Here is a 24180-nt window from a genome sequence, read left to right as displayed (position 1 = left end):
TCCAAAATCTCTGTTATTTTGGACGACTCAGAAGGGGGCAGATCACGGATGGGTACCCTGGGCATCACCATCGACGACGTCGGACTGCACAACGTCACCGCGCTACGGCTTTTTCAGGAAGCCCTGGGCCCTGCCCCCTGATTTCCGGCATGGCTCCATCCGGAACTCGTAAAAGAAGCCGTAATTACAGTGCTTTACAGCCCATCTATCACCACGATGGCACCATGATTCTCCCCATGGTGCCATCAATCTCCTCAAAAAACGATGTGCGGACAATAGGTTACCCCGCGGGGGGCATTCCTTTTATCTTGCGGTCCTAATCGGTTCCAGTGCTTTCATCTTCGTCGCCATCGCCACTTCTCCATTCTACGCCATCGCAGTCGTCCGCGCCATTCCGCAGAGGTCTCAAGCCGTGCTGGCGCGTCTCCGGTATCGAGGTTCAGTGCGCCGTGCAGTCCTCCGCGCTCAGCGACGGGCTGTTCCAGCTGCATCAAAGCAGCATTCCAACCGCCGCGGCGCACCCTTTGATCGGCAAGAGGGAGCAACATCACAGGCATTTGGGCGCGTTCCGGAGCCGCTCGGTGAAGAGCCCCGTTCGCAAGCAAGATATCGCGCTTTCCGTCGTCGATGGTCTGCACTGATCCTCATCCGCCGGAGCGGATCTCCCTATCGGTTGGCGGTCACTCCCATGGCGTTGTCAGCCGTTGGCGACGGGCGCGGTTTTGGCCAGCGCGCCCAGCAACCGAAGGTCTTTTACGGTGGCCCGGGCGGCGATGTCCTGCGCGCTCGCCTACGCATCGCCCATGTAAAACGTGCCGTCCGTCCACATCGCATGCATGATCACCGCCAGCTTGCGGGCAACCGCCACGGTCGCCTTGCGGTGATTGCCGCGCTTGCTCAGCGCCAGCCCCCAGGTGCGCAGTTTGTCCTTGCCCTTGAACCGCGTGAGCAGCGCTGAGGCGGCCTCGTAAAGCGCGCGCCGAACGTCGGCATCGCCCGCCTTGCTGATGCGTCCCTGGACATCGATCGACGACCCCGACTGCCACCGCCGAGAGGTCAGTCCGAAGTAGGCGGCGACATCCCGGGATCGTCGGAATCGGCCCGGATCATCGATCGCCGTCATGAAGCTCAGGGCCGCAATGGGCCCCACCCCCGGGAATTTGCAGGAAGCGGCGGCACAACTCGTTTGCCGCGACGACCCGGATCACCAGCTTGTGCAACCGGCCATACTCGATCCACAGGGCTTCGCGCGCGGCCAGCATCGCCTCCATCAGCTCGGCGGTCAACGCGTCGTCCGCTACCGCCTCGCGCACCGCCGGGGCAAAACCAGTGCGGCCAACCCCTTTGATCCGGATGCCGAACGCCTTGAGCGAATGGCGGATGCTGTTCTCGAGATCGAGAAATTTGCGCTTCAGGTTGCGGCGCTGGGTCAACAGCAATCGCAGCCGATAGCACGCCTCGCTTTTCACGAAGGCCGTCCGGTACCAGCCGGTGCGGATGATATGGGCGATCCCCAAGGCGTCCGCCGCGTCGGTCTTGTTGCGCTGCGCCGCCATCGCCGCACGGACATGGCGCGTCTCCAGACAGACCGCAGGGAGGCCCAGCGCCGCCAGTTCCGGATGTAGCCAGGGCGACAGCGCTCCGGCCTCGTGGCCGACCCGCCGCAGCCGCCGCACATAAGGTTTCAACGCCAGGTACACCGCCTCCGGATCCGTCGGCACCGCCACGCGAAGATGCACTTCGCCCTTGTCGTCGACCACACAGATCGCCGTCTCGTCTACCCACACGTCGAGGCCCGCAAAGTACTCCATCGTCCGTCTCCTGCGTTGTTTCACAGGATCAGTTTGTACCGCAGATGCCGCCACCACCGCGCCTCCCGGTTCGCCGGAACCCTTGCCCCGATTACGGAAGGCACTTGCCCTTGCCCTTGCCCTTGCCCTTGCCCTTGTTTCTCGTGGCGGGCTTGATTGCTTTTTGGGATTGCTATCTATTTTGATGAACGTTTTGCGCAATTCCCCTTCCGGAATGTCACTTGCTCAATGTTCGTATCATCGGCCATTTCCCCCATGGGAGCACCGCCTTTGGTGGTCAGAATTAAGCATCGACTGTCCTTTGCAAAGATCATGCCGCAGTATCCGGGGAACACTCCAGAGCAGACATCAATTTCAGGATATTGCTCGCAAACTTCAGAACTGATGGGACCGCTACAGGGGCCGGACACTGGCTTCCATCCATAGTGGAGTACAATTTTCCGGCCCTGAGCATAGTTCATGCCTTCAAGTCTGACAGATCGTGAGGCATCGTTCGCTGCAGTGCGCGCAGAAGAGGCATTTCCAAGCGTTAGAGCAGTGAAGGCTGTCACAATCAGAGAGAGTACATGCAAAGGACGTAATGTGTGGCGAATTTCTCAATCCAGTACTTATTATTTAAGGCCTTTTAGAAATTTCTGAAGTGCCTTGGTTGCGCGTGTGCTGGCATGATTGGCGGGACCTTCATAGTAGGATCTTGTTCCGTTTGAGACCACATGGCTCAAATCGCGATAACCTGCTGGGACGGCAATCGAGGCCCATACTTGGGAAGCAGCATACTGCGCCGCATCTACCGTACCTGTGCCATTGAAGACGTAGGAGGCGAGAGCTCCCCCCCTCCTTTAGGTCGCGTTGACAAAAGGGATTCCCAATCGAGTTGAGTTCTGATTCAAGCCTGCCTTTTGAAAGGGCAGTCATGGATCGCGGCGACCTGAGCGACGCAGAATGGGAATTGATCGGGCCGCTGCTTCCGCCCGAGCGAGGCAGGCATGCTCGTCCTGCCGGCGATAATCGACGCTATCTGAACGGGATGCTGCACGTCTTACGGGTTGGCTGCCCCTGGCGCGACATGCATGAGCGATACGGCAAGTGGAACTCGGTCTACGTCCGCTTCCGCCGTTGGGCTGAGCAGGGCGTCTGGGATGCCATGCTGCAAACGCTGGTCGATCTCGGCCTGACCGACGACTGGCAGCACATGATCGACAGCACCACGGTTCGCGGCCATGTCTCGGCAGTTGGCGGAAAAGGGGGGCTTGTGCGCAGGCTTTTGGTCGATCACGCGGCGGCTTTACGTGCAAGGTCCACGCCCGCTGCGACAATCAAGGCCTCCCTCTCGGCTTCCACCTGACAGGCGGCGAAGCTTCCGATTACGGCGGTGTTGATAGCTTGATGGCTATGCCGGTGCCAAAGCCTGCCGCCTTGCTCGCCGATAAGGGTTACGATGGCGACCGCTTTCGGGAAGACCTGCTCCTGAGAAACATCCTACCCGTTATCCCGCCGCGCTCGAACCGCAAAGCACCAGAGCATCCTGATTATCGCCGCTACCGCGATCGCAACCGGGTCGAGCGCATGTTCAGCTTCCTGAAACAACAGCGCCGCATCGCAACACGCTTCGAGAAAACCGCGCTATCCTACCTCAGCTTCCTCAACCTCGCCGCAGCAAGGCTCTGGCTGAAGCATTTTGTCAACGCGACCTAGGCAGAGCCTGCTAGATCGATCTTTGTTATGGAAAAAATAGCCTCTTGCCCACGCGACCTGTCCGCTGGCGTTCGAGATTATTCGCGCCCGGATATTAGACCCATATTAGATCACACAAATTTTTGGAGGCGTGATGCAAGCTAAGTGCTTGAAAAGACTGGTGACCCCTACGGGAATCGAACCCGTGTTTCAGCCGTGAAAGGGCCGCGTCCTAACCGCTAGACGAAGGGGCCGTACCGGGTTGCGCCGGAGGCAGGACCGGCCCTCTAGCGGCGGTCCCAATGGGGGTCAACCCCCTCATTGCGAATAATTTGAACTCCTTGTGACACTTCCTGCCAGGGCCCTCGAAAACGGGCGGATTTCAGTCCGCGAAAGCGGCATCGTCGATGTGAAGTTCGGCCTGGGGGCGGCTGCCCCAGTCGTCGATCTTGGCCCGTCCTGCGAGCCAGAGACGGCGTCCCTGCGACGCGTGAAGCAGCGCCTGTCCCATTTCGGTCTCGGCAGAGCGGAAGGCCATCGCCTTGAAGCGCCCGCCGTCCTGTCCACCAACGATCAGGCGAAGGTGATCGGCGCCAACCGTGTCGGCCTTGATGATGTGTACAGGGCCCACGGCTACGCGCGGGCCGGGCCAGCCCATGCCGAACGGCCCGGCGCTCTCCAGCGTCTCCACCAGCGCCGGGGTGAGCCCTCCGGGAGCCAGCGCGAGGTCGAGCAGCATCGACTGGTTGGCGCTCGCCCGCGAAACATCGGCAGCCAGCAGCGAATCGAGCCATTCCGACAGCGCGTCCAGCTTGTCCGGTGCGATCGTGAGGCCTGCGGCCATGGCGTGGCCGCCACCTGCCACCAGAAGCCCGGCCTCGCGCGCGGCGATGATGGCCGCGCCAAGGTCCACGCCGGGGATCGAGCGGCCCGATCCCTTGCCGTTGCCCGCCTCATCGGCGTCCATGGCGATCACCAGGGTGGGCTTGCCGGTCTTCTCCTTGATCCGCCCGGCGACGATGCCGATCACGCCGGGATGCCAGCCGGCCCCGGAAACGATGATCACTGCCCGATTGTGCTGGCGTTCGAGCTGCGCCTCGGCGGCTTCCTGCACGACTTGCTCGATCCCGCGCCGCTCGTCGTTCAGGCGGGAAAGCTGGGCCGCGATCTCGCGCGCCTCGTCGGGATTGGTGGTGGTCAGCAGGCGCACGCCGAGGGTCGATTCTCCCACCCGGCCGCCCGCATTGATCCGGGGGCCGAGCGCGAAGCCGAGGTCGGAGCATGTCGGTGCCCGGCTGAGACGGCTCGCGTCGATCAGGGCCGACATCCCGATATTCTCGCGCTTGGCCATGATCTTGAGCCCCTGCGCCACCAGCGCGCGGTTGAGCCCGTGGAGCGCGGCGACGTCGGCCACGGTGCCCAGGGCCACGAGGTCGAGCAGGGCGAAGAGGTCGGGCTCGCGGCGCCCTTCGAAGAAGCCGCGCTGCCGCAGGGTGCGCACGATGGCGACGGCGAGGAGGAATGCTACGCCCACGGCGGCGAGATGACCGTGGCCTGCCGCCAGTTCGCTCTCGTCGAGCCGGTTGGGATTGACCAGTGCGGCGGCGCGGGGAAGCACGGGCGCACACTTGTGGTGGTCCACCACGATCACGTCGACGCCCGCACCGTGCGCCATTTCCAGCGCCTCGTAAGCCATGGCGCCGCAGTCAACGGTCACGATCAGGCTGGAGCCTTCCGCCGCGATCCGCACGAGTGCCTCGCCGCTGGGGCCATAGCCTTCGAGCAGCCGGTCGGGGATGTAATATTTCGCTTCGTGGCCTAGCTGGCGCAGGAGCAGGATCAGCAGTGCTGCGCTGGTGGCGCCGTCGACGTCGTAATCGCCGTAGACGGTCACGGTCTCGTTGCTCATCACCGCCTGCGCCACGCGCTCGGCCGCGGCATCCATGTCGCGGAATTCGGATGGGTCGGGCAGGAAGGCGCGCAGTGAAGGGGTGCGGTGGCGCTCCAGATCCTCACGCGGGACACCGCGCGAAAGCAGGATCTGGGTGACGATGTCGTCCTCCAGCCCGCTCGGGAAGCCGGACGAGGAATCCGAAATGTCCATGTTGCCACCTCGCCAGCGCCAGGATTTGCCGGTGAGGGAACGATCTATGCCGAGTACGGAAGGAACGGGTCGCGAAGCCATGCGGACCCGGTTAGACTAACAGCAGGGGCGCGGGAAGGCCGGCGGTTCGATAGTAAGTCGATCGGGACAGGAGAAGGTGCATGCTGGCGATAATCTGGCACAGCCGCACGGGCGCTTCGCGGGCCATGGCTGCGGCGATCGCGCAGGGTGGAGGCGATGGAGCCGTGCTGATCACGGCGGCCGAGGCGATGCCTGCGATCCTGCTGGGCGCCAAGGGCTATGTCTTCGTTTGCCCGGAAAACCTCGGCAGCATGTCCGGGCAGATGAAGGAAATGTTCGACCGCTGCTACTACCCGATGTTGGGCCGGGTCGAGGGGCGGCCTTATGCAACCGCGATTTCCGCCGGATCGGACGGGGTCGGCGCGCAGACCCAGATCGACCGAATCGTCACCGGATGGCGGCTGAAGCGCGTGGCCGAGCCGCTGATCGTGAACCTCGAGGCGCAGACACCCGAACGTATCCGCGCGGAGAAGACCGTACCGGAAGCGCGCCTACAAGCCTGCCGCGATCTCGGAGCGGCCTTTGCCGAAGGCCTGCAACTCGGCATTTTCTGAAGATTGAACCGAACTGGTTGCACAAAGGACAAACGGGGCTCGACGTGCCGGACGAATTCGTGCCTAGTGGACGGGTGAGAACGCACGTCTCGGAGAATCTGGCTCTGCCCGGCAACTTGCTGCGTGAAAATGCGCCGCGCAACGGCGTGTCATTGCTGTTTCCCGCAGGGTTGCGGCCTTCCGCCGATAGAATAGCGGATCTGCTCGAAACGGCGGAGTCCGGCGGGGTAGCCGCCCGCGTCAGCTTTCGCCCACCCCCGGACGAAGGCTGGCTGGAACTCCTTTCCAGCGGGTTGACGTTCGATCTTCTGGGCCTGTCTCCCGCAGGCGCGGCTGCCGCGGTCGAGGCGCCGCACAGCTATGGTTTCGATGACATTCAGGCGCCCTGCGCGCTCGAAGCCGTGGACCTAGTGCCCGGCGGCCATATCGCTGGCGGCGCCGGATTGCTTCCGGTCGTGCGGACGCAGGTGGGTATCGCGGCGGCTTTGGCGCTTGAACTGCCGGTGGCTGCGGTCGCCTGGCAGTCTGCCGGCACGCTGATGGAGCCGCGCTATTTTGCGCGCGTCGTGATGAACTGGCTGGCCGGCGGGGCCTTCCCTGCGCTGGGGCTGACGGCGCTGGCTGCTGGCAGTGACGGAAGCATCGCAACGAAAGGGCTCTCCCGGTTCATCGGGCAGGAGATGCAACTGGAGGCGCGGGACGGGGAGCCGCCGGCTGATGCCATCAAGCTGGCGATCCGGGTGGTTGACTATCTGGTCCGCAATGGCCGCCTGACCGAACCGCGCGAGATCGAAGCGCCGGGCGGGAACCTGTTGGCCGAACCTTCGCAAGTGGGGCGGCAGATCTGGGTCTGGCGCGGCGGCTGACGGCGCGCGCTTCTGGGACAGTTCATTCCTTTCCGTGCGGTCAACCGCAAGGGGCTGCCTGACTATGACGCGGGGCTGCAACGCCACCACCTGCTGCCGAGACAGGTCCTTGTTCGCGGGGTTTTTTCGCCGATGTTCGGGGCGCTGGGCGAACGCAGGCGCTTCGCGGACTTTCGGGAGAACGGGTTGCTGCTGCCCTGTGATGAGCGGGCCGCACTGCGCATGGGCCTTCCGCTCCATCGGGGGCCGCACCGGCGCTACACCGAACTGGTGATAGAGCGGGTAGGGCTGATCGAGGCGGACTGGACGGTGCAGCGCCTGCGCGATCCGCGCGGCGCTGCAGTGCGTGCAACGATGAGGCTCGGGCTGTTGCGGCGGGCCTTGCGGCGTCTTCTGCTGGAGGACGGCAGGCGCAAGCCGCTGCTGAACCGGCACGATCCGCTGGGGCAGGGGGTGGACTTCTCCGAACTGGACGCGATGGCGGATCGCCTGTGGAGCGGGACCGGCAGCGTGCTTGCCCCGCTCACAAACGATGACGTTCAGCCGATGCCCGCCCGGCCGCGCAGTTCTTCCTTCGCCGCACGGTACTGCGCGAGCAGTTCCTCGACCCGCGAAGAGACCGGTTCAACCGCCGAAATCGCGCCGATGCCTTGTCCCGATCCCCAGATGTCCTTCCAGGCCTTGGCCGCGGTATTGCCGCCCGAGCCGAAATCCATCTGGTTCTTGTCGCCCTCGGCAAGGTTGTCCGGGTCGAGCCCGGCCGCGACGATCGAAGGGCGCAGGTAATTGCCGTGAACACCGGTGAACAGGCTGGAATAGACGATGTCCGCCGCGCTGCCCTCGACGATGGCCTGCTTGTATCCTTCCATGGCATTGGCTTCTGTCGTGGCGATGAAGGGCGTGCCAATATAGGCGAAGTCAGCGCCCATGGCCTGTGCCGCCAGGATCGAACGTCCGCAAGCGATTGCGCCGGACAGGGCCAGCGGTCCATCGAACCATGCGCGGATCTCCTGCATCAGTGCGAAAGGCGATTGCGGCCCGGCATGGCCACCGGCGCCAGCCGCGACCGCGATCAGCCCGTCGGCGCCTTTCTCCACCGCCTTGCGGGCGAAGCGATCACTGATGACGTCGTGAAGCACCATGCCGCCCCATGAATGGACCGCGGCGTTCACTTCGGAAATCGCGCCGAGCGAAGTGATGACGAGCGGAACCTTGTGCTTTTCCAGCACCTTGAGGTCCTCCTCAAGCCGGTTATTGCTCTTGTGGACGATCAGGTTGACTGCGAAAGGCGCCTCGCAACCTGCTGTTTTTTCTGAAATCTCATGAAGCCATTCGTCAAGCTGACTGGCCGGACGGGCATTGAGCGCGGGAAAGCTGCCGACGATCCCCGAGCGTACCTGCGCGACGACCAGTTCGGGGTTCGATACGATGAACATCGGGGCCGCGATCACGGGAAGGCGCAAGTTCGCGAAAGGCGCAGGCAGGGTCATGAGCGGTCCGTTTAAGTGATCGATTAAATGGGCATAGAGAGGCGCGGCGCGCCTGTCGAGAGGGGCGCCATACCGCCATGGCGTTGCAGCGCGCAGGCCTGCGGATAGCGCGTGACCTCCAAAAGGGGTGCATGTAATAGACAGCACTGTCGATCATAATAAGGCCGCCCGGCGGCCCGTACGAGAGGAAGTCTGCCATGTCCGATCAGGCCGCTGTGGAGTTTGATTGCTCCGATATCGATCAATATCTCGGCAAGGTCATCGATTCGTCGCCGATCCGGGAGCCGCTGGGCAACAACGATATCCGGCGCTGGGTCCAGGGCATGCACTACCCTAACCTGATCCATTTCGATCCGGCCTACGCCGCGGCAAGCCGCTATGGGCGCCTTGTCGCGCCGCAGAGCTTCCCGATCGTCATGGACGATGGTCACGGCACCTCGCCTTCCTGCGTGGGCTGCATTCCCAATTCGCACCTGCTCTTCGGCGGCGATGAGTTCTGGCACTATGGTCCGCGCGTCTTCGGCGGCGATACCATCACCAATGAACGCATTCCGTTCGACTATGTCGTGAAGAACACCGGCTTCGGGCCGACCTGCTTCCAGCGCGGCGACAATTTCTACCGCAACCAGCACGGCGAACTGATCTCGAAGCAGCGCTCGACGGCGATCCGCTATCTCGCCCATGCCGGCGGCGATACCGTCAACACTGCCGAGTTCGAAGAGCCGGAATGGACTGACGAGGAACTGGAAAAGCTGGAAGAACGCAAGTTCGCGTGGATCCAGATGCTTCACGATCTCGGGCATGGCGAGCGCTGGTGGGATGACGTTCAGGTGGGTGACAACCTGCCCGAGCGTGTCTTCGGTCCTCATACCGTCGCCAGCTTCACCACCGAATGGCGCTCGTTCCTGTTCACCACCTGGGGCACGCTCGACCGCCGCGAACTGGATCTGGCCGCGCTCGGCTTCACGGCGGAAATGGCTGGGCACGAGAATGATCCCCACATGGAGCGGATCAACCCGGAACTGACCGATGGCGCCTACTTCGGCCCTTCGCGCGGGCACCTGTTCCCGAAGTATGCCCGCAGGATTGGCATGCCGCGCGCTTATGGCTATGGTGCGTCGATGGGCGCCTGGGTGACCGACTATCTCGGCGGTTGGGCCGGTGAATGGGGCATGGTCGTCCACTCCACCGCCAATTATCGCGGCCCGGCCCTCTCGGGCGACGTCACGATCCAGACGGCCGAAGTGGTCGACAAGATGGTGGACGAGGAAGGCCGCCACCTCGTGCAGGTGAAGCACAAGATGATGAACCAGAAAGGCACTCTGATGTGCGCAGGCATCGCGGAAATCGCGCTGCCCAAGAAGCCGGACTGACCCGGGAAAGGCGGGGCGGCTCAGGCTGCCCCGCCAACCGGCCGCGCGGGCCCGGTGCGCTTGCCCGGCCAGGCCAGCAACGCAAGGTAGACGAGCCCGAAAGCCGGGAAGATCGCCCAGTCCACCCAGCTGACGATGCTCTCCACCGCACTGCGCACGTTCCATCCGAAGGCGATCTGGAGACCGTCGAGCAGCAGTGCCCGCAATCCGCCGATGACGAGCGCCGCGCTCCACCAGCCGCTGCGACCGAAATCGTGCAAGCGTCGGATGGCGAGGGCTGGCGCGGGAACCGCGCAAACCAGACCGATGGCCAGCGCTGCCACGCCGGCGCTCCGGTCATCGACGAACCACGAGATGACTGTCGAAAGCAGCGCGGCAGTCAAGCTGGCGGCGAGCAGGTAGGCCCAGAGTTCGCCGCGTGATGCCTTGCCGGTGAAATCGAAGCTCGCCCGCAAGGTCGCGCTGATGCCGCGCATATAGCTCGCCATCATGATACGTCCTCGCCATGGCCGTGGTTCGAACGATCGAGACCGGCGCGTTCGGCATCTTCCGATACCCGCATCGGGAAGGCCAGCGAAGCCATGAGCGCGACGATGGCGGTTGCTGCAACGGACCAGGCAACCACCACACCAAGTCCGGACACCTGGGCAATAAGCTGTGAAATCATGGTGTTGCCGGGATAATATCCCACGCCTCCGAGGTCTACCGAGAGGAACGGCGCAAGCAGGAGCGCGCCGGCCATGCCGCTGAGCCCCGCCACGGCGAACACGTCCATCGCGTCGTCGATCTCCAGCGCGCGGCGAACGAAGCGCTGCGCCTGATAGCCGACCGCGGCGCCGACGATACCGAACAGGATCGCCGCTCCCGGCGAGACATAGCCTGCGGCAGGTGCGATCACGGCGATCCCGGCGAGCACGCCTTTACCGCTCGCCGCAGCGCTTACCCGGCCGGTGGCAAGGCGTTCGATCCCCAGCCACGTCAGCACGGCGGCCGCTATCGCGAGGTGAGCGGCGATGACGGCGGCTGCCGCATCGTCATTCGCAGAAAGCGCCCAGCCGCCGCACAGGCCGAATGCACCGGCCCACAGGAACGCGGTTCCGGCCAGAGCCATTACGGGATTGTGGGCTCGCCCGGTTTCGCGGGGAAAGCCGATGCGCCGGCCCATCATGACGGCGACGACCAGTGCAGAAACCCCGGCACTGGTGAACATGGCGAGGCCGCCTGCCCAATCGAGCGTGCCCACCGTGCGCGAGAGCCAGCCGCCGCCCCAGATCCAATGGGCGATCGGTGCCTGAACGACCAGCGTCCACAGCGCGCAGAACGCCACGACCCAACCGAAGCGCGCGCGTTCGGCCCAGGCTCCGGCCATGAGTACCGGGGGCAGCGCGGCGACGGCGATCTGGAACAGCACGAACACGCTTTCCGGCAGTTCGGTGCCGCTGCGCACATTCCCGAGGTCGATCAGCATCCAGGCGTTTCCGCCGCCGATCCAGCCACCCGAAAGGTCGCCGAAAGCCAGCGTATAGCCCACGACAGCCCAGAGCAGGGTTACGACCGCAACGATAGCGCCGGACTGGATCAGGACCGAAAGGGCATTACGGGCGCGGACCGAGCCGGAATGAAGCAGCGCGAGGCCGGGGATCGCCATGAGCAGGACCAGTGCGCTTGCGGCCAGCATCCATGCGGTGTCACCGCTATCGGCCACGTCGATCCCTGCAGCCTGCGCCATGGCCGAGCCGGGCAGCGCCGTGAGCGCGGCGAAAATGGGCAGCAGGCCCCGTCTGGTCATCGATTTTCCCCATGAGGCCGGGACCGCGCACCGGGCCGCCGTCGTCAGGGCGGGACTTAACGCAGGAAATCGGCCGGAGACAAGAATGGGATTAGGGAATTGCGCTTAGGTAAGCTCGGGAAGTACCTGATCGGGCGGACGGTGGCCGTCTACCCAGAAGCGGATATTGGCGATGATCCGCTCTCCCGCCGCGCCGCGTCCTTCGTGCGTGGCGCTGCCGAGATGAGGCAGGGCGACAACGTTGGGCAGGGCGAGCAGCCTGGGGTCCACTGCCGGTTCCTGGGCAAATACGTCGAGCCCGGCCCCGGCGTGCGGCCTGAGGACAGGGCGACGATCAGGGCGTCTTCATCCACCAGCTTGCCGCGTCCGGTGTTGATGAGGCAGGCATTGGGTTTCATCAGGCCGAGCGTGCGGGCGTTGATCAGGTGATCGGTGCCGGGAACGGCAGGGCAATGCAGGGTCACGATGTCGGATTCGGCGAAAAGCTGATCGAGATCGCCTTCGTAGCGTGCCGCGAACCCGCTCTCGATCGCGGCGGGCAGGCGGTGCCGGTTGTGATAGACGATCTCCATGCCGAAAGCCCTGGCGCGGTGGGCGACCGCCTGTCCGATGCGGCCCATGCCGACGATGCCGAGGGTCTTGCCGGCAAGGCTTTGCCCCAGCATGGCGGAGGGGCCCCAACCGGTCCATTCTCCCTGGTAGAGCACTCTGGCACTTTCGCCGAAGCGGCGTGCCGTGAACAGGATGAGGGCAAGCGTCAGATCGGCGGTATCGTCGGTGAAGACGCCGGGCGTATTGGTGATGACAATATCGCGTGCCCGCGCGGCTGCGACGTCGATATGTTCGGTGCCCGCGCCGAAGCTGGCTATCAGCCCGAGTCGCGGACCGGCCTGTGCGATCAGTTCGGCATCGATCCGGTCGGTCACGGTCGGCACCAGCACTTCGCATTCGCTCATCGCCTGTGCGAGGCTGGCCCTGTCCATGGGCCTATCGTCCTCGTTGAGAACGACATCGAAGAGTTCGGCCATGCGTGCTTCGACAGCAGGCAGGAGGCGCCGGGTGACGATCACGCGGGGGCGCTCGAACTGCGAGTGGGCGAGGGGTGTTTCGGTAACCAGCGTCATTTCGAAAATGGGCTAGGCCTTCCACAGGCGGCCGGTCAAGAAACCTTGAAGAAGAGGCATTCCGCAGCGTATGAAATGGCGATGTTTCGCTGGAATATCCGACAGTCGATCGTTGCGGCCAGGTCCGTCATCATGGGCCGTATCGTCACGGGAGCCGCAATTGCGTGCACCGCTGCCCTCTGCGGGGCGGTTGCGCCTGCCCATGCCGCCGATGACGACAAGGTTCCCTACTGGGCATCCATCGATACGGACCTGGCCAACCTGCGGGTGGGGCCGGGCGAATCGTACAGGATCGACTGGGTCTATCGCCGTCCACACCTGCCGGTGAAAGTGATCCGCCGCGAAGGCCCATGGCGCCTGATCGAGGACCCGGACGGCGACAAGGGCTGGATGCGCGACCTGTTGCTTTCCCGCCAACGCGCGGCGCTGGTCAAGGCGAAGGGGCTTGTGGAAATGCATGCCGAGCCCAATTCGTCGTCGCCGATGCTATGGCGGGTGCAACCGGGGGTGATCGGCCTGCTGGGCGACTGCAAGCAGGGATGGTGCCCCTTCGACGTGGAAGGGCACAAGGGCTTCGTCGATCAGGAAACGCTGTGGGGTGCAGGCGCGCCCTGAAGTATCTCCCGCAATAACCTGAACACAAAGAAAAACCCCGCCGGATCACGGCGGAGTTTTTCTTTTTCGGCCGAGTGGCGGTCCGGCCGGATCAGGCCAGTTCGATCGCCACCGCAGTCGCTTCGCCGCCGCCGATGCAGAGCGAGGCGACGCCCTTCTTCAGGCCCTTTTCCTTCAGGGCATTGATGAGGGTGACGATGATGCGCGTGCCGGAAGCGCCGATCGGATGGCCGAGCGCCGTCGCGCCGCCGTGAACGTTGACCTTGTCGTGCGGAATGCCGAGGTCGTGCATGGCGAACATGGCGACGCAGGCGAACGCCTCGTTCACTTCGAACAGGTCGACGTCCGAGAGTTGCCAGCCCACCTTGTCCATCAGCTTGGTGATCGCGCCGACGGGGGCGGTGGTGAACTTGGCGGGCTCCTGCGCATGGGCCGACACGCCCACCACCGTAGCGACGGGCGAGAGGCCCTTGTCGGCGGCGAAGCTGGCGCGGGTCATGACGACCGCGGCGGCGCCGTCGGAAATCGAGCTGGAGCTGGCGGCGGTGATCGTGCCGTCCTTGGCGAAGGCGGCGCGCAGGGTGCGGATCTTGTCGGGATTGCCCTTGGGCGGCTGTTCGTCGCTGTCGATCACGACTTCGCCCTTGCGGGTCTTGACGGTGACGGGGACGACTTCGTTCCGGAACGCGCCGCTGGTGATCGCTTCCTGCGCGCGGCGCAGGGATTCGATCGAGTAATCGTCCTGGTTTTCGCGGGTGAGCTGGTACTCGTCGGCGGTCACTTGCGCGAAGGAGCCCATCGAGCCGCCTTCATAAGCGTCTTCCAGGCCGTCGAGGAACATGTGATCATAAAGCGTGTCGTGCCCAGCGCGCGCGCCCGAGCGGTGCTTCTTCGACAGGTACGGCGCATTGGTCATCGATTCCATGCCGCCGGCGATCACCACGTCGAGCGAGCCGGAGGCGAGCGCTTCGGCGCCCATGATGACCGTCTGCATGCCCGAGCCGCAGACCTTGTTTACCGTGGTGGCCTGGACCGACTTCGGCAGGCGGCCTTGAGAGCGGCCTGGCGGGCAGGGGCCTGGCCAAGACCGGCCGGCAGCACGCAACCCATATAGATGCGTTCGATATCCTCACCGGCCACGCCGGCGCGTTCGACCGCGGCCTTCACCGCCGTTGCGCCGAGGTCTGTCGCCGAAACTTCGGCGAAAGCGCCCTGGAGGCCGCCCATCGGAGTACGAGCATAGGAAAGAATGACAATCGGGTCTGAAGCCGAGATTTGGGCCATTATTGTGCCTTTCACGCTTGAAAATCAGGTATCCTTCGGAAGCGACGTAGTGTTGCACTGCACCAATTGCAATTGGTGACTCCTCCTCAGCGCAGGGCAAGCATGCTCCATCCCCATGGCGTTGGCCCAGCGCTTTGCAGGCCTTCGACAGCGGCGATTTTCGCAAGCTGGATGCTAAATCTTGCATCAATGAGGCGGCTTGCTGTTTTTGCTCCGAAATTGCCCAATCTCCCGACTTCTGCGGGTTTCGACTTGATGCGGCATCATGACGAACCGTGTCCCGCTCAGGGCTTGTTGCGAATGACTTGCAACACCGCAGAGTTCCGCCATTTATTCCCTTCGGACACCTTGCAGAGGGGGGAGGGCTGGCCTAAGAGCGCCCGCAACAACCGGGCACTGTCATTGGCATGAGTCCGGCTTGCCGTATCCGGTATGAAGGCCAGAACCATTGACTGATCTGTCACAATACCTGCCGATCCTGATCTTTCTCGCGATCGCGCTCGCGCTCTCGTCGGTGATCGTGCTGCTGCCGATGGGCGTCGCTCGCCTGACCGGCACCCACAACCCAAGCGCCGACAAGAACAGCGAGTACGAATGCGGCTTCCCCGCGTTCGAGGACCCGCGCAGCCAGTTCGATGTCCGCTTCTATCTCGTCGCGATCCTCTTCATCGTCTTCGACCTTGAAGCCGCGTTCCTGTTCCCCTGGGCCGTTTCGCTGAAGCTGACGGGCTGGGCCGGATGGCTGACGATGATGGTGTTCCTCGGCGAACTGGCCATCGGCCTCGCCTACGCATGGAAAAAGGGAGCTCTGGACTGGGAATGAGCACGCTCGTCAACTCCGCCGGCCAGCCCCTCGCTCCGGCACTCGCATCAGCCAACGTTCAGGGCGGCGCTATCACGCAGCCCGATCAGGCATTCTTCAAGGACCTCAACCAGGAAGTATCCGACAAGGGCTTCCTGGTCACCTCGACCGAGGAGCTGTTCCAGTGGGCCCGTACCGGCTCGCTGTGGTGGATGACCTTCGGCCTCGCCTGCTGCGCGGTCGAGATGATCCACGTCAACATGCCTCGCTACGACATGGAGCGCTTCGGCGCCGCGCCGCGCGCTTCTCCGCGCCAGTCGGACGTGATGATCGTGGCCGGCACGCTGTGCAACAAGATGGCTCCGGCGCTCCGCAAGGTCTACGACCAGATGTCGGACCCGAAGTACGTCATCTCGATGGGCTCGTGCGCCAACGGCGGCGGCTACTATCACTACAGCTACAGCGTCGTGCGCGGGTGCGACCGCATCGTTCCGGTCGACATCTACGTGCCGGGCTGCCCTCCGACCGCCGAGGCGCTGCTTTATGGCGTGATGCAGTTGCAGCGCAAGATCCGCCGCGCCGGCACGCTCGAGAGGTAAGGGCACGATGACCGTTCTGCATTCCGCCCCCAAATTCGCCTCGAACGAAGGTGTGATCGAGACTCTCTCGGCCGCGCTCGGTCCGGTGCTGACCGCTGCCCGTGAGGAGCACGGCGAAGTCGTGCTCACCGTCGCGCGCGACCAGATCGAGAACGCCCTGCGCCTGCTGCGTGACCATCACGAATACCAGCAGCTCATGGAGATGGCCGGCGTCGACTTCCCGTCGCGGCCCGAGCGTTTCGAAGTCGTCTACATGCTGCTTTCGGTGACGAAGAACCATCGCCTCATGGTGAAGGTATCCGCGGCCGAGAACACGCCGGTTCCCACCGTGACCACGCTGTGGCCGAACGCGGGCTGGCTCGAGCGCGAAGTGTTCGACATGTACGGCGTGATCTTTGCCGGCAACCCGGACCTGCGCCGCATCCTGACCGACTACGGTTTCGAAGGCCATCCGTTCCGCAAGGACTTCCCGCTGACCGGCTACGTGGAACTGCGCTATTCCGAAGAGGACAAGCGCGTCGTCTACGAACCGGTCAAGCTTGCGCAGGACCTGCGCCAGTTCGACTTCATGAGCCCGTGGGAAGGCGCCGAATACGTTCTTCCCGGCGACGAGAAGGCTGCGCAGCAGCCTGCGCCGCCGCCGGTCGAGAAGCCGAAGACCACCGACAGCAAGGCTGATACCGGCGCCGGTGACAAGGCGAACGACAAGGCTGCCGAGAAGTCCGGCGATTCCGCGAAGGGAGACGACAAGTGAGCATCCAGCTCGAGCAGTCGCCGACCACCGGCGATGAAGTCATCACCAACTACACGATCAACTTCGGCCCGCAGCACCCTGCGGCGCACGGCGTTCTGCGCATGGTCATGGAACTCGATGGCGAGATCATCGAGCGCATCGATCCGCACGTCGGCCTGCTGCATCGCGGCACCGAAAAGCTGATCGAGCACAAGACCTACCTCCAGGCGCTGCCCTACTTCGACCGTCTGGACTACTGCTCGCCGCTGGGGATGGAGCATTCCTACGTCCTGGCGATCGAGAAGCTGCTCAACCTTGAAGTGCCGATCCGCGCGCAGTACCTTCGCGTGCTGTTCGCCGAGCTGACGCGCATCTGCAACCACATGCTCAACATCGGCTCCCACGTCATGGACGTGGGCGCGATGACCCCGAACCTGTGGCTGTTCGAAATCCGCGAGGATTGCCTCAACTTCTTCGAACGCGCTTCGGGTGCGCGCATGCACTCGGCGTGGTTCCGTCCCGGCGGCGTTCATCAGGACGTGCCGCTCAAGCTGCTGACCGACATCGCCGACTGGCTCGATACCCGCCTGCCGACGCTGTTCGAGGACGCGATGAGCCTCGTGGTGGACAACCGCATCTTCAAGCAGCGCAATGTCGACATCGCGCTGGTGAGCAAGGAAGACGCGCTGGCATGGGGCTTCTCCGGCCCGATGATCCGCGGCGCGGGCATTCCCTGGGATCTGCGCAAGTCGCAGCCCTACGACGTCTACGACCGCATGGACTTCGAGATCCCCGTCGGCACCAACTCTGACTGCTACGACCGCTTCATGGTCCGCGTCGAGGAAGTGCGTCAGTCGGCCCGGATCATGAAGCAGTGCCTCGCCGAGATGCCGGAAGGTCCGATCGCCTCCTCCGACCGCAAGGTTTCGCCGCCGAAGCGCGGCGAGATGAAGCAGTCGATGGAATCGCTGATCCATCACTTCAAGCTCTACACCGAAGGCTTCCATGTGCCGGCCGGTGAAGTCTACGTCGCCACCGAGAGCCCGAAGGGCGAATTCGGCGTCTATCTCGTCTCGGACGGCTCCAACAAGCCGTATCGTTGCAAGATCCGCCCGACCGCCTTCTCGCACCTCCAGGCGATGGACTTCATGTCGAAGGGCCACATGCTTCCTGACGCGACCGCCATCCTCGGCGCCATCGACGTCGTGTTCGGGGAGTGCGACCGTTGAGCCGCCTCGCAATCGCCGAAGCCATGATCGCAGCCTACAACGCGCAGGATGCCGATCTCTACGTGACCTACATGACCGACGAAGCCAGCGAAGCGAACTATCGCGGCGCTGTGGTTCGCGAGGGCAAGGAGGGCACGCGCTCGGGTCTCAAGGCGGCTTTCGCCAGGTGGCCCGAGAACAAGGCCGAGATCGTTTCGCGTGAAGAAACCGACAACTATGTTGTTTTCCGTGAACACGTGACGCGCGGTCCGGCAACGGACGGTTCCGATCTTGTCGAGCCTTTCGACGTTCTCGCGGTCTACAGCTTCGAGGGTGACAAGTGCTCGCGGGTTGAGTTCATCCGATGAAATTCAACACGCTCGAACTGACCCGCATCTGGGCCGCCGTCACCGGCGTGGCCCTTGCGGTTTGGTACTTTGCCGCCGTCTATATCGGTCTCCAGCCCACGGCCGTGCTGCCGATGCTGGTAACCGCGATCGGCGGTTTCGAATTGTTTCTTTTCGGCCAGGACCAGTGGCTGAAGCGCAGGGGTAAGCATGGCTGACCGCTATATCGAACCCGACTCGCCCGAACTTCGGGCCCGTTGGGGCAATTTCGCCTGGACCGCCGAAAACGCCGAAAAGGCGAAGGAAGTCGTGTCCCGCTATCCCGACGGGCGCCAGCGCTCGGCGGTGATGCCTCTTCTCGACCTCGCCCAGCGCCAGGTCGGTGCAGAGCTGAACACGCAGGGCTGGCTGCCGATCCCGGTGATGGAATACATCGCCGCCTATCTCGACATGCCGGTAATCCGCGTCGTCGAGGTCGCGACGTTCTACACGATGTACAACATCGCGCCGATCGGCCGTTTTCACGTGCAGGTCTGCGGCACGACGCCGTGCATGCTGCGTGGTTCGGACGACCTTCTCGCCACGTGCAAGTCGCGCGGCATGAAGAAGGGCCACATTTCGGAAGACGGCCTCTGGTCGTTCACCGAGGTCGAATGCATGGGCAACTGCGCCTCGGCTCCGATGGTCCAGATCAACGACGACAACTACGAAGACCTCACGTCGGACCGCCTGAACGCGGTGCTCGACGCGCTGGAGCGTGGTGAAGCGCCGAAGGCCGGGACGCAGGATCCTGCCCGACACACCGTCGAACCCGTCGGTGAGCCGACCAACCTGGCCGCGATGATCACGGCCAATCATGACTATCGGAGTGAGTGGTAATGGCTCTCGCCGACAAGGATCGCATCTTCACCAACCTCTACGGCTATCAGCCGTGGAACTTGAAGGAAGCGCAGGCGCGCGGCGCCTGGGACAACACCAAGGCGCTGATCGAGCGCGGCCGTGACGCCATCATCGACGAGATGAAGGCATCGGGTCTGCGCGGTCGCGGCGGTGCGGGCTTCCCCACCGGCATGAAGTGGTCCTTCATGCCCAAGCAGCCGCCGCTCGACCAGGCCGGCAATCCGAAGCCCAGCTTCCTCGTCATCAATGCCGACGAATCCGAGCCCGGTTCGTGCAAGGATCGCGAGATCATGCGCACGACCCGCATCTCCTGTTCGAAGGTGCGCTGGTCGCGGGTTTCGCAATGGGTGCGCGCGCGGCCTACATCTACATTCGCGGCGAATACATCCGCGAGGCAGAGACGCTGTTCGCGGCGCGTGAAGAGGCTTACGCAGCCGGCCTGCTGGGCAAGAACGCCTGCGGTTCGGGCTACGATTTCGACGTCTTCGTCCACCGCGGCGCCGGCGCTTACATCTGCGGCGAAGAAACCGCGATGATCGAAAGCCTCGAAGGCAAGAAGGGCCAGCCCCGCCTGAAGCCGCCGTTCCCGGCCGGTGCAGGCCTCTACGGCTGCCCGACCACGGTCAACAACGTGGAATCGATCGCTGTTGCGCCCACCATCCTGCGTCGCGGCGCAGCCTGGTTCTCCAGCTTCGGCCGAGAGAACAACAAGGGCACCAAGCTCTTCCAGATCAGCGGGCACGTGAACCGTCCCTGCGTGGTCGAGGAAGAGATGTCGATCCCGTTCAGCGAACTGATCGAGCGTCATTGCGGCGGCATTCGCGGCGGCAAGGACAACCTGCTGGCGGTGATCCCCGGCGGTTCGTCGGTTCCGCTGGTTCCGGCGGCCGATATCTGGGATGCTCCGATGGACTTCGACGGCCTGAAGGCTGTCGGCTCGGGCCTTGGCACCGCTGCCGTCATCGTCATGGACAAGTCCACCGACATCGTTCGCGCCATCAGCCGCATCTCGTACTTCTACAAGCACGAGTCCTGCGGCCAGTGCACCCCCTGCCGCGAAGGCACGGGGTGGATGTGGCGCGTGATGGAGCGCCTGCGCACCGGCGACGCGGAAGTCGAGGAAATCGACATGCTGCAGCAGGTGACCAAGCAGGTCGAAGGCCACACCATCTGCGCTCTGGGCGACGCTGCGGCGTGGCCGATCCAGGGCCTGATCCGTCATTTCCGTCCGGAGCTTGAGCGCCGGATCGCCGAAAACGTCCGCGAGGCTGCCGAGTAATGCCCAAGGTCAAAGTCGACGGCGTCGAGATCGACGTCCCCAACGGCGCAACCGTGCTGCAGGCCTGCGAGCTTGCCGGCAAGGAAATCCCGCGCTTCTGTTATCACGAGCGCCTGAGCATCGCCGGCAATTGCCGCATGTGCCTGGTCGAAGTGAAGCCCGGACCGCCCAAGCCCCAGGCTTCGTGCGCGCTTCCGGCTACCGAAGGCCAGGAAATCCGCACGGATTCCGAAATGGTCAAGAAGGCGCGGGAAGGGGTGATGGAGTTTCTCCTCATCAACCACCCGCTCGATTGCCCGATCTGCGATCAGGGCGGCGAGTGCGACCTTCAGGACCAGTCCGTCGCTTACGGTCGCGGCGCTTCGCGCTACGACGAGAACAAGCGCGCGGTCACTGAAAAGTACATGGGCCCGCTCATCAAGACGACGATGACGCGCTGCATCCACTGCACCCGCTGCGTGCGCTTCTCGGAAGAGATCGCAGGTGTGGACGAGATCGGCGCGCTCTATCGCGGCGAGTCCATGCAGATCACCACCTATCTCGAACATGCTGCCAAGCATGAGATGTCGGCCAACGTGATCGATCTCTGCCCGGTTGGCGCGCTTACCTCGCGTCCCTACGCCTTCGAGGCCCGCCCTTGGGAACTCAAGAAGACGCTGGGCATCGACGTGTCGGACGCCACCGGTGCCAACATCCGCATCGACGCGCGCGGCCGCGAAGTGCTGCGCGTGCTTCCTCGTAACAACGACGACGTCAACGAGGAATGGATCAGCGACAAGGCGCGCTACATGGTCGACGGCCTTACCAAGCGCCGTCTCGACAAGCCGTTCCTGCGCCGTGACGGCAAGCTCGTCGCGGTCAGCTGGAACGAGGCCTTCGCCGCCATCGCCACGCTGAACCCGGGCAACTCGATCGCTGCGGTCGCCGGCGACATGGTCGATTGCGAAACGATGTTCGCGGCCAAGAAGCTGGTCGGCGCGCTCGGTTCGACGCTCATCGAAGGTCGCCAGACCGGGATGGACTACGCAACCGACAGCCTTGCCGCCGTCAACTTCAACACCACGTTCGCAGGGATCGAGACCGCTGACGCGATCCTGATCGCCGGCAGCCACGTGCGCTGGGAAGCGCCGCTTCTCAACGTCCGCCTGCGCAAGGCGGTGAAGCGGGGCGCCAAGGTGTTCCTCGTCGGTCCCGAGTGGGAAACCACCTTCGGCGGCGAGTTCCTCGGCGAAGACCTTTCGATCCTCGGCAACCTTCCGCAGAACGTCGCCGATGCGCTGTCGAACGCGAAGCGTCCGGCGGTCATCCTCGGCGGTGCGGCGCTCGGCCGTGGCGGTCTGGAAGCGGGCCTCGCGCTCGCCGCCCAGTTCAACCTGGTTCGCGATCTTGAAGACGGCACCCAGTGGAACGGTTTCAACGTCCTCCACATGGCAGCGGCCCGCATGGGCGGCCTGATGCTCGGCTACGCGCAGAAGGGCGGCATTGCCGATCTCGTCGCCGCCAAGCCCAAGGTTCTGCTCGCGCTCGGCGCCGATGAAGTGGACTTCACCCAGTTCGCCGGTTCGATGATCGTCTACATCGGTCATCACGGCGACAAGGGCGCTCATGCAGCTGACGTCATCCTGCCGGCTTCTGCCTATACCGAAAAGGCCGGCACTTACGTCAACACCGAAGGCCGCGTGCAGTGGTCCGACAAGGGCGTGTTCGCTCCGGGCGATGCCCGCGAGGACTGGACCATCCTTCGCGCCCTTGCCGACGCTTTCGGCGTCTCGGTCGGGTTCGACAGCTTCGATCAGTTGCGAAATGCAATGATCGAGGAAGTTCCTGCACTTGGCAGCGAAGGCCTCGCCGACTACGGGAGCGTTCTGCCTGCCGGGGGCGGTTCCGCTGCCGGCCAGATCGCCTATCCGATCAAGGACTTCTACATGACCAACCCGATCGCCCGCGCGAGCGCCGTCATGCAGCGTTGCTCGGCCGAACTGCTTCACGGTGAAGACCTGGCGGAGGCCGCGGAATGACCGCTTTCTTCCAGAATCTCGGGATGAGCTACGAGTGGGCATGGTTCGTGTCCACCGTCTGCGGCATCCTGCTCATCGCGCTGCCGCTGATGCTGGCCGTCGCCATGATCATCTATGTCGACCGCAAGATCTGGGCCGCCATGGCGCTGCGCCGTGGTCCCAACGTGGTCGGCCCGTTCGGCCTGCTCCAGTCCTTCGCGGACGGCCTGAAGGTCTTCCTTCAGGAAACCATCGTTCCCTCGGCTGCGAACAAGGGACTGTTCCTGATCGCGCCGATCGTGACCTTCACGCTGGCGCTGCTGTCCTGGGCGGTGATCCCGTTCAACTCGGGCGCGATCCTGGCCAATATCAACATCGGCCTGCTCTACATCCTCGCGATCAGCTCGCTGGGTGTCTACGGCACGATCATGGCGGGCTGGGCTTCGAACTCGAAGTACCCGTTCTTCTCGGCGATGCGCGCTTCGGCGCAGATGATCTCGTATGAAGTCTCGATCGGCTTCATCCTGATCTGCGTCGTGCTCTGGGCGGGCACGTTCAACATGAACGACATCGTCTGGGCGCAGAAGGGTCACGTCTTCGGCATCATCAACGGTTTCGTCGCTAACCCGCTGCTGTTCCCGATGTGGGTCATGTTCCTGATTTCGAGCCTTGCGGAAACGCAGCGCGCGCCCTTCGACCTTGCCGAAGCGGAATCGGAACTCGTCGCCGGTTACCAGACGGAATATTCGTCGATGGCCTTCGCCGCCTACTGGCTGGGCGAATATGCCAACGTGCTCCTGATGTGCGCGCTCAATGCGACGCTGTTCTGGGGCGGATGGCTGCCGCCGCTCGACATCCCCGTTCTCTACCTCGTGCCGGGCTTCGTATGGTTCCTGCTCAAGGTCTTCTTCTTCTTCTTCGTGTTCAGCTGGATCAAGGCCACCGTTCCCCGGTACCGCTATGACCAGTTGATGCGCCTGGGCTGGAAGGTCTTCCTGCCCGTATCGCTGCTGTTCGTCGTACTCGTCAGCGGCTACCTCATGGCTACCGGACACTTCCAATGACCGTCGGACAACTCATAAAGAGCTTCACGCTCTGGGAGTTCGTGAAGGCGCACTGGCTGACCTTGAAGTATTTCTTCAAGCCCAAGGCGACGATCAACTACCCCTTCGAGAAGAACCCGCTTTCGCCGCGCTTCCGTGGTGAGCACGCCCTTCGCCGTTATCCAAACGGCGAGGAACGCTGCATCGCCTGCAAGCTCTGCGAGGCGATCTGCCCGGCGCAGGCGATCACGATCGAAGCCGCGCCGCGCGATGACGGTTCGCGCCGTACCACGCGCTACGACATCGACATGACGAAGTGCATCTACTGCGGCTTCTGCCAGGAAGCCTGCCCGGTGGACGCCATCGTCGAGGGGCCGAACTTCGAATATGCGACCGAAACGCGCGAAGAACTGCTCTATGACAAAGCCAAGCTGCTGGCGAACGGGGACAAGTGGGAGCGTGCTATCGCCGCTAACCTTGAAGCCGACGCACCGTACCGATAGGGGG

The 24180-nt window shown here is 63.7% G+C and carries 18 protein-coding genes, 1 tRNA gene and 6 pseudogenes; 17 read left to right on the top strand and 8 right to left on the bottom strand.

Going from position 1 to position 24180, the window contains the following annotated elements; genetic code table 11:
• Positions 1–799: 799 nt before the first annotated feature.
• A pseudogene (locus ADT71_RS13875) lies at positions 800–1811 on the bottom strand (IS110 family transposase); the annotation flags it as partial.
• 913 nt (positions 1812–2724) lie between these two features.
• Between ADT71_RS13875 and ADT71_RS30360 the strand changes: the two are divergent.
• Positions 2725–3506: pseudogene (locus tag ADT71_RS30360) on the top strand (IS5 family transposase).
• Between the two features lie 158 nt (positions 3507–3664).
• Here ADT71_RS30360 and ADT71_RS13860 read toward each other — a convergent pair.
• Both ADT71_RS13860 and recJ read right to left on the bottom strand, forming a co-directional pair.
• Positions 3665–3739: transfer RNA gene (locus ADT71_RS13860), tRNA-Glu, on the bottom strand.
• A 128-nt stretch (positions 3740–3867) separates the two neighbouring features.
• Positions 3868–5670: a single-stranded-DNA-specific exonuclease RecJ gene (recJ, locus tag ADT71_RS13855; protein WP_054437672.1), complete on the bottom strand. Its 1803-nt coding sequence runs from the start codon at positions 5668–5670 to the stop codon at positions 3868–3870.
• 80 nt (positions 5671–5750) lie between these two features.
• On the opposite strand from recJ, the gene ADT71_RS13850 reads away from it, so the two are divergent.
• From ADT71_RS13850 to ADT71_RS35010, 3 genes and pseudogenes are all read left to right on the top strand, one after another.
• Positions 5751–6224 (top strand): flavodoxin family protein, encoded by a 474-nt coding sequence (locus tag ADT71_RS13850; protein ID WP_054437670.1) that lies wholly within the window; start codon positions 5751–5753, stop codon positions 6222–6224.
• Positions 6225–6241: 17 nt separating this feature from the next.
• Entirely contained in the window at positions 6242–7090 is an 849-nt protein-coding gene (locus tag ADT71_RS13845; RefSeq protein WP_231635875.1) for a hypothetical protein, read from the top strand.
• Between the two features lie 12 nt (positions 7091–7102).
• Positions 7103–7393: pseudogene (locus ADT71_RS35010) on the top strand (AHH domain-containing protein); the annotation flags it as partial.
• Between the two features lie 236 nt (positions 7394–7629).
• On the opposite strand, the gene ADT71_RS13840 reads toward ADT71_RS35010, so the two are convergent.
• Positions 7630–8580, bottom strand: a complete 951-nt coding sequence (locus ADT71_RS13840; RefSeq protein WP_054437668.1) for a nitronate monooxygenase family protein — start codon at positions 8578–8580, stop codon at positions 7630–7632.
• A 197-nt stretch (positions 8581–8777) separates the two neighbouring features.
• Between ADT71_RS13840 and ADT71_RS13835 the strand changes: the two genes are divergently transcribed.
• Positions 8778–9953: a MaoC family dehydratase N-terminal domain-containing protein gene (locus ADT71_RS13835; RefSeq protein WP_054437666.1), complete on the top strand. Its 1176-nt coding sequence runs from the start codon at positions 8778–8780 to the stop codon at positions 9951–9953.
• Between the two features lie 20 nt (positions 9954–9973).
• On the opposite strand, the gene ADT71_RS13830 is transcribed toward ADT71_RS13835, so the two are convergent.
• From ADT71_RS13830 to ADT71_RS13820, 3 genes and pseudogenes are all read right to left on the bottom strand, one after another.
• A complete protein-coding gene (locus ADT71_RS13830; protein ID WP_082370341.1) occupies positions 9974–10444 on the bottom strand; it encodes a DUF805 domain-containing protein in 471 nt (156 codons plus the stop codon).
• On the bottom strand, positions 10441–11742 hold the full coding sequence (locus tag ADT71_RS13825; protein WP_054437663.1) for an ammonium transporter: 1302 nt from the start codon (positions 11740–11742) through the stop codon (positions 10441–10443). Before ADT71_RS13825 ends, ADT71_RS13830 begins: the two co-directional genes overlap by 4 nt.
• Positions 11743–11847: 105 nt before the next feature.
• Positions 11848–12866: pseudogene (locus ADT71_RS13820) on the bottom strand (2-hydroxyacid dehydrogenase).
• Positions 12867–12998: 132 nt separating this feature from the next.
• Between ADT71_RS13820 and ADT71_RS13815 the strand changes: the two are divergent.
• Positions 12999–13481 (top strand): SH3 domain-containing protein, encoded by a 483-nt coding sequence (locus tag ADT71_RS13815; RefSeq protein ID WP_054437689.1) that lies wholly within the window; start codon positions 12999–13001, stop codon positions 13479–13481.
• Positions 13482–13572: 91 nt separating this feature from the next.
• Here the strand turns inward: ADT71_RS13815 and ADT71_RS13810 are convergent.
• A pseudogene (locus ADT71_RS13810) lies at positions 13573–14765 on the bottom strand (acetyl-CoA C-acyltransferase).
• 448 nt (positions 14766–15213) lie between these two features.
• On the opposite strand from ADT71_RS13810, the gene ADT71_RS13805 reads away from it, so the two are divergent.
• The 11 genes and pseudogenes from ADT71_RS13805 (at position 15214) to nuoI (ending at position 24176) form a co-directional block, all read left to right on the top strand.
• Positions 15214–15588, top strand: a complete 375-nt coding sequence (locus tag ADT71_RS13805) for an NADH-quinone oxidoreductase subunit A (protein ID WP_054437662.1) — start codon at positions 15214–15216, stop codon at positions 15586–15588.
• Positions 15585–16166, top strand: coding sequence for an NADH-quinone oxidoreductase subunit B family protein (locus tag ADT71_RS13800; protein WP_054437661.1), 582 nt, complete (start codon positions 15585–15587; stop codon positions 16164–16166). Before ADT71_RS13805 ends, ADT71_RS13800 begins: the two co-directional genes overlap by 4 nt.
• 7 nt (positions 16167–16173) lie before the next feature.
• On the top strand, positions 16174–16920 hold the full coding sequence (locus ADT71_RS13795) for an NADH-quinone oxidoreductase subunit C (protein ID WP_054437660.1): 747 nt from the start codon (positions 16174–16176) through the stop codon (positions 16918–16920).
• Positions 16917–18128, top strand: a complete 1212-nt coding sequence (locus ADT71_RS13790; RefSeq protein ID WP_054437659.1) for an NADH-quinone oxidoreductase subunit D — start codon at positions 16917–16919, stop codon at positions 18126–18128. The genes ADT71_RS13795 and ADT71_RS13790 overlap by 4 nt, the downstream gene beginning before the upstream one ends.
• Positions 18125–18475, top strand: coding sequence for a nuclear transport factor 2 family protein (locus tag ADT71_RS13785; protein ID WP_054437657.1), 351 nt, complete (start codon positions 18125–18127; stop codon positions 18473–18475). Before ADT71_RS13790 ends, ADT71_RS13785 begins: the two co-directional genes overlap by 4 nt.
• A complete protein-coding gene (locus ADT71_RS13780) occupies positions 18472–18672 on the top strand; it encodes a hypothetical protein (RefSeq protein ID WP_054437656.1) in 201 nt (66 codons plus the stop codon). The genes ADT71_RS13785 and ADT71_RS13780 overlap by 4 nt, the downstream gene beginning before the upstream one ends.
• Positions 18665–19333: an NAD(P)H-dependent oxidoreductase subunit E gene (locus tag ADT71_RS13775; protein ID WP_054437654.1), complete on the top strand. Its 669-nt coding sequence runs from the start codon at positions 18665–18667 to the stop codon at positions 19331–19333. Before ADT71_RS13780 ends, ADT71_RS13775 begins: the two co-directional genes overlap by 8 nt.
• Positions 19333–20633 (top strand): annotated as a pseudogene (nuoF, locus tag ADT71_RS13770) (NADH-quinone oxidoreductase subunit NuoF). The gene ADT71_RS13775 and the pseudogene nuoF overlap by 1 nt, the downstream one beginning before the upstream one ends.
• Positions 20633–22651 carry an NADH-quinone oxidoreductase subunit NuoG gene (nuoG, locus tag ADT71_RS13765; protein ID WP_054437649.1) on the top strand — a complete coding sequence of 673 codons (2019 nt, stop codon included), beginning with the start codon at positions 20633–20635 and terminating at the stop codon, positions 22649–22651. The pseudogene nuoF and the gene nuoG overlap by 1 nt, the downstream one beginning before the upstream one ends.
• Complete coding sequence (gene nuoH, locus ADT71_RS13760; RefSeq protein WP_054437647.1) at positions 22648–23694, top strand: NADH-quinone oxidoreductase subunit NuoH; 1047 nt, start codon at positions 22648–22650, stop codon at positions 23692–23694. Before nuoG ends, nuoH begins: the two co-directional genes overlap by 4 nt.
• Complete coding sequence (gene nuoI / locus ADT71_RS13755; protein ID WP_054437645.1) at positions 23691–24176, top strand: NADH-quinone oxidoreductase subunit NuoI; 486 nt, start codon at positions 23691–23693, stop codon at positions 24174–24176. Before nuoH ends, nuoI begins: the two co-directional genes overlap by 4 nt.
• Positions 24177–24180: the final 4 nt, after the last annotated feature.

Origin of the sequence: Novosphingobium sp. ST904 (assembly GCF_001298105.1) — a bacterium.
GTDB lineage: Bacteria > Pseudomonadota > Alphaproteobacteria > Sphingomonadales > Sphingomonadaceae > Novosphingobium.
The sequence above is the reverse complement of the archived record's forward strand: the minus strand, read 5'-3'. Positions and strand labels throughout refer to the sequence as shown.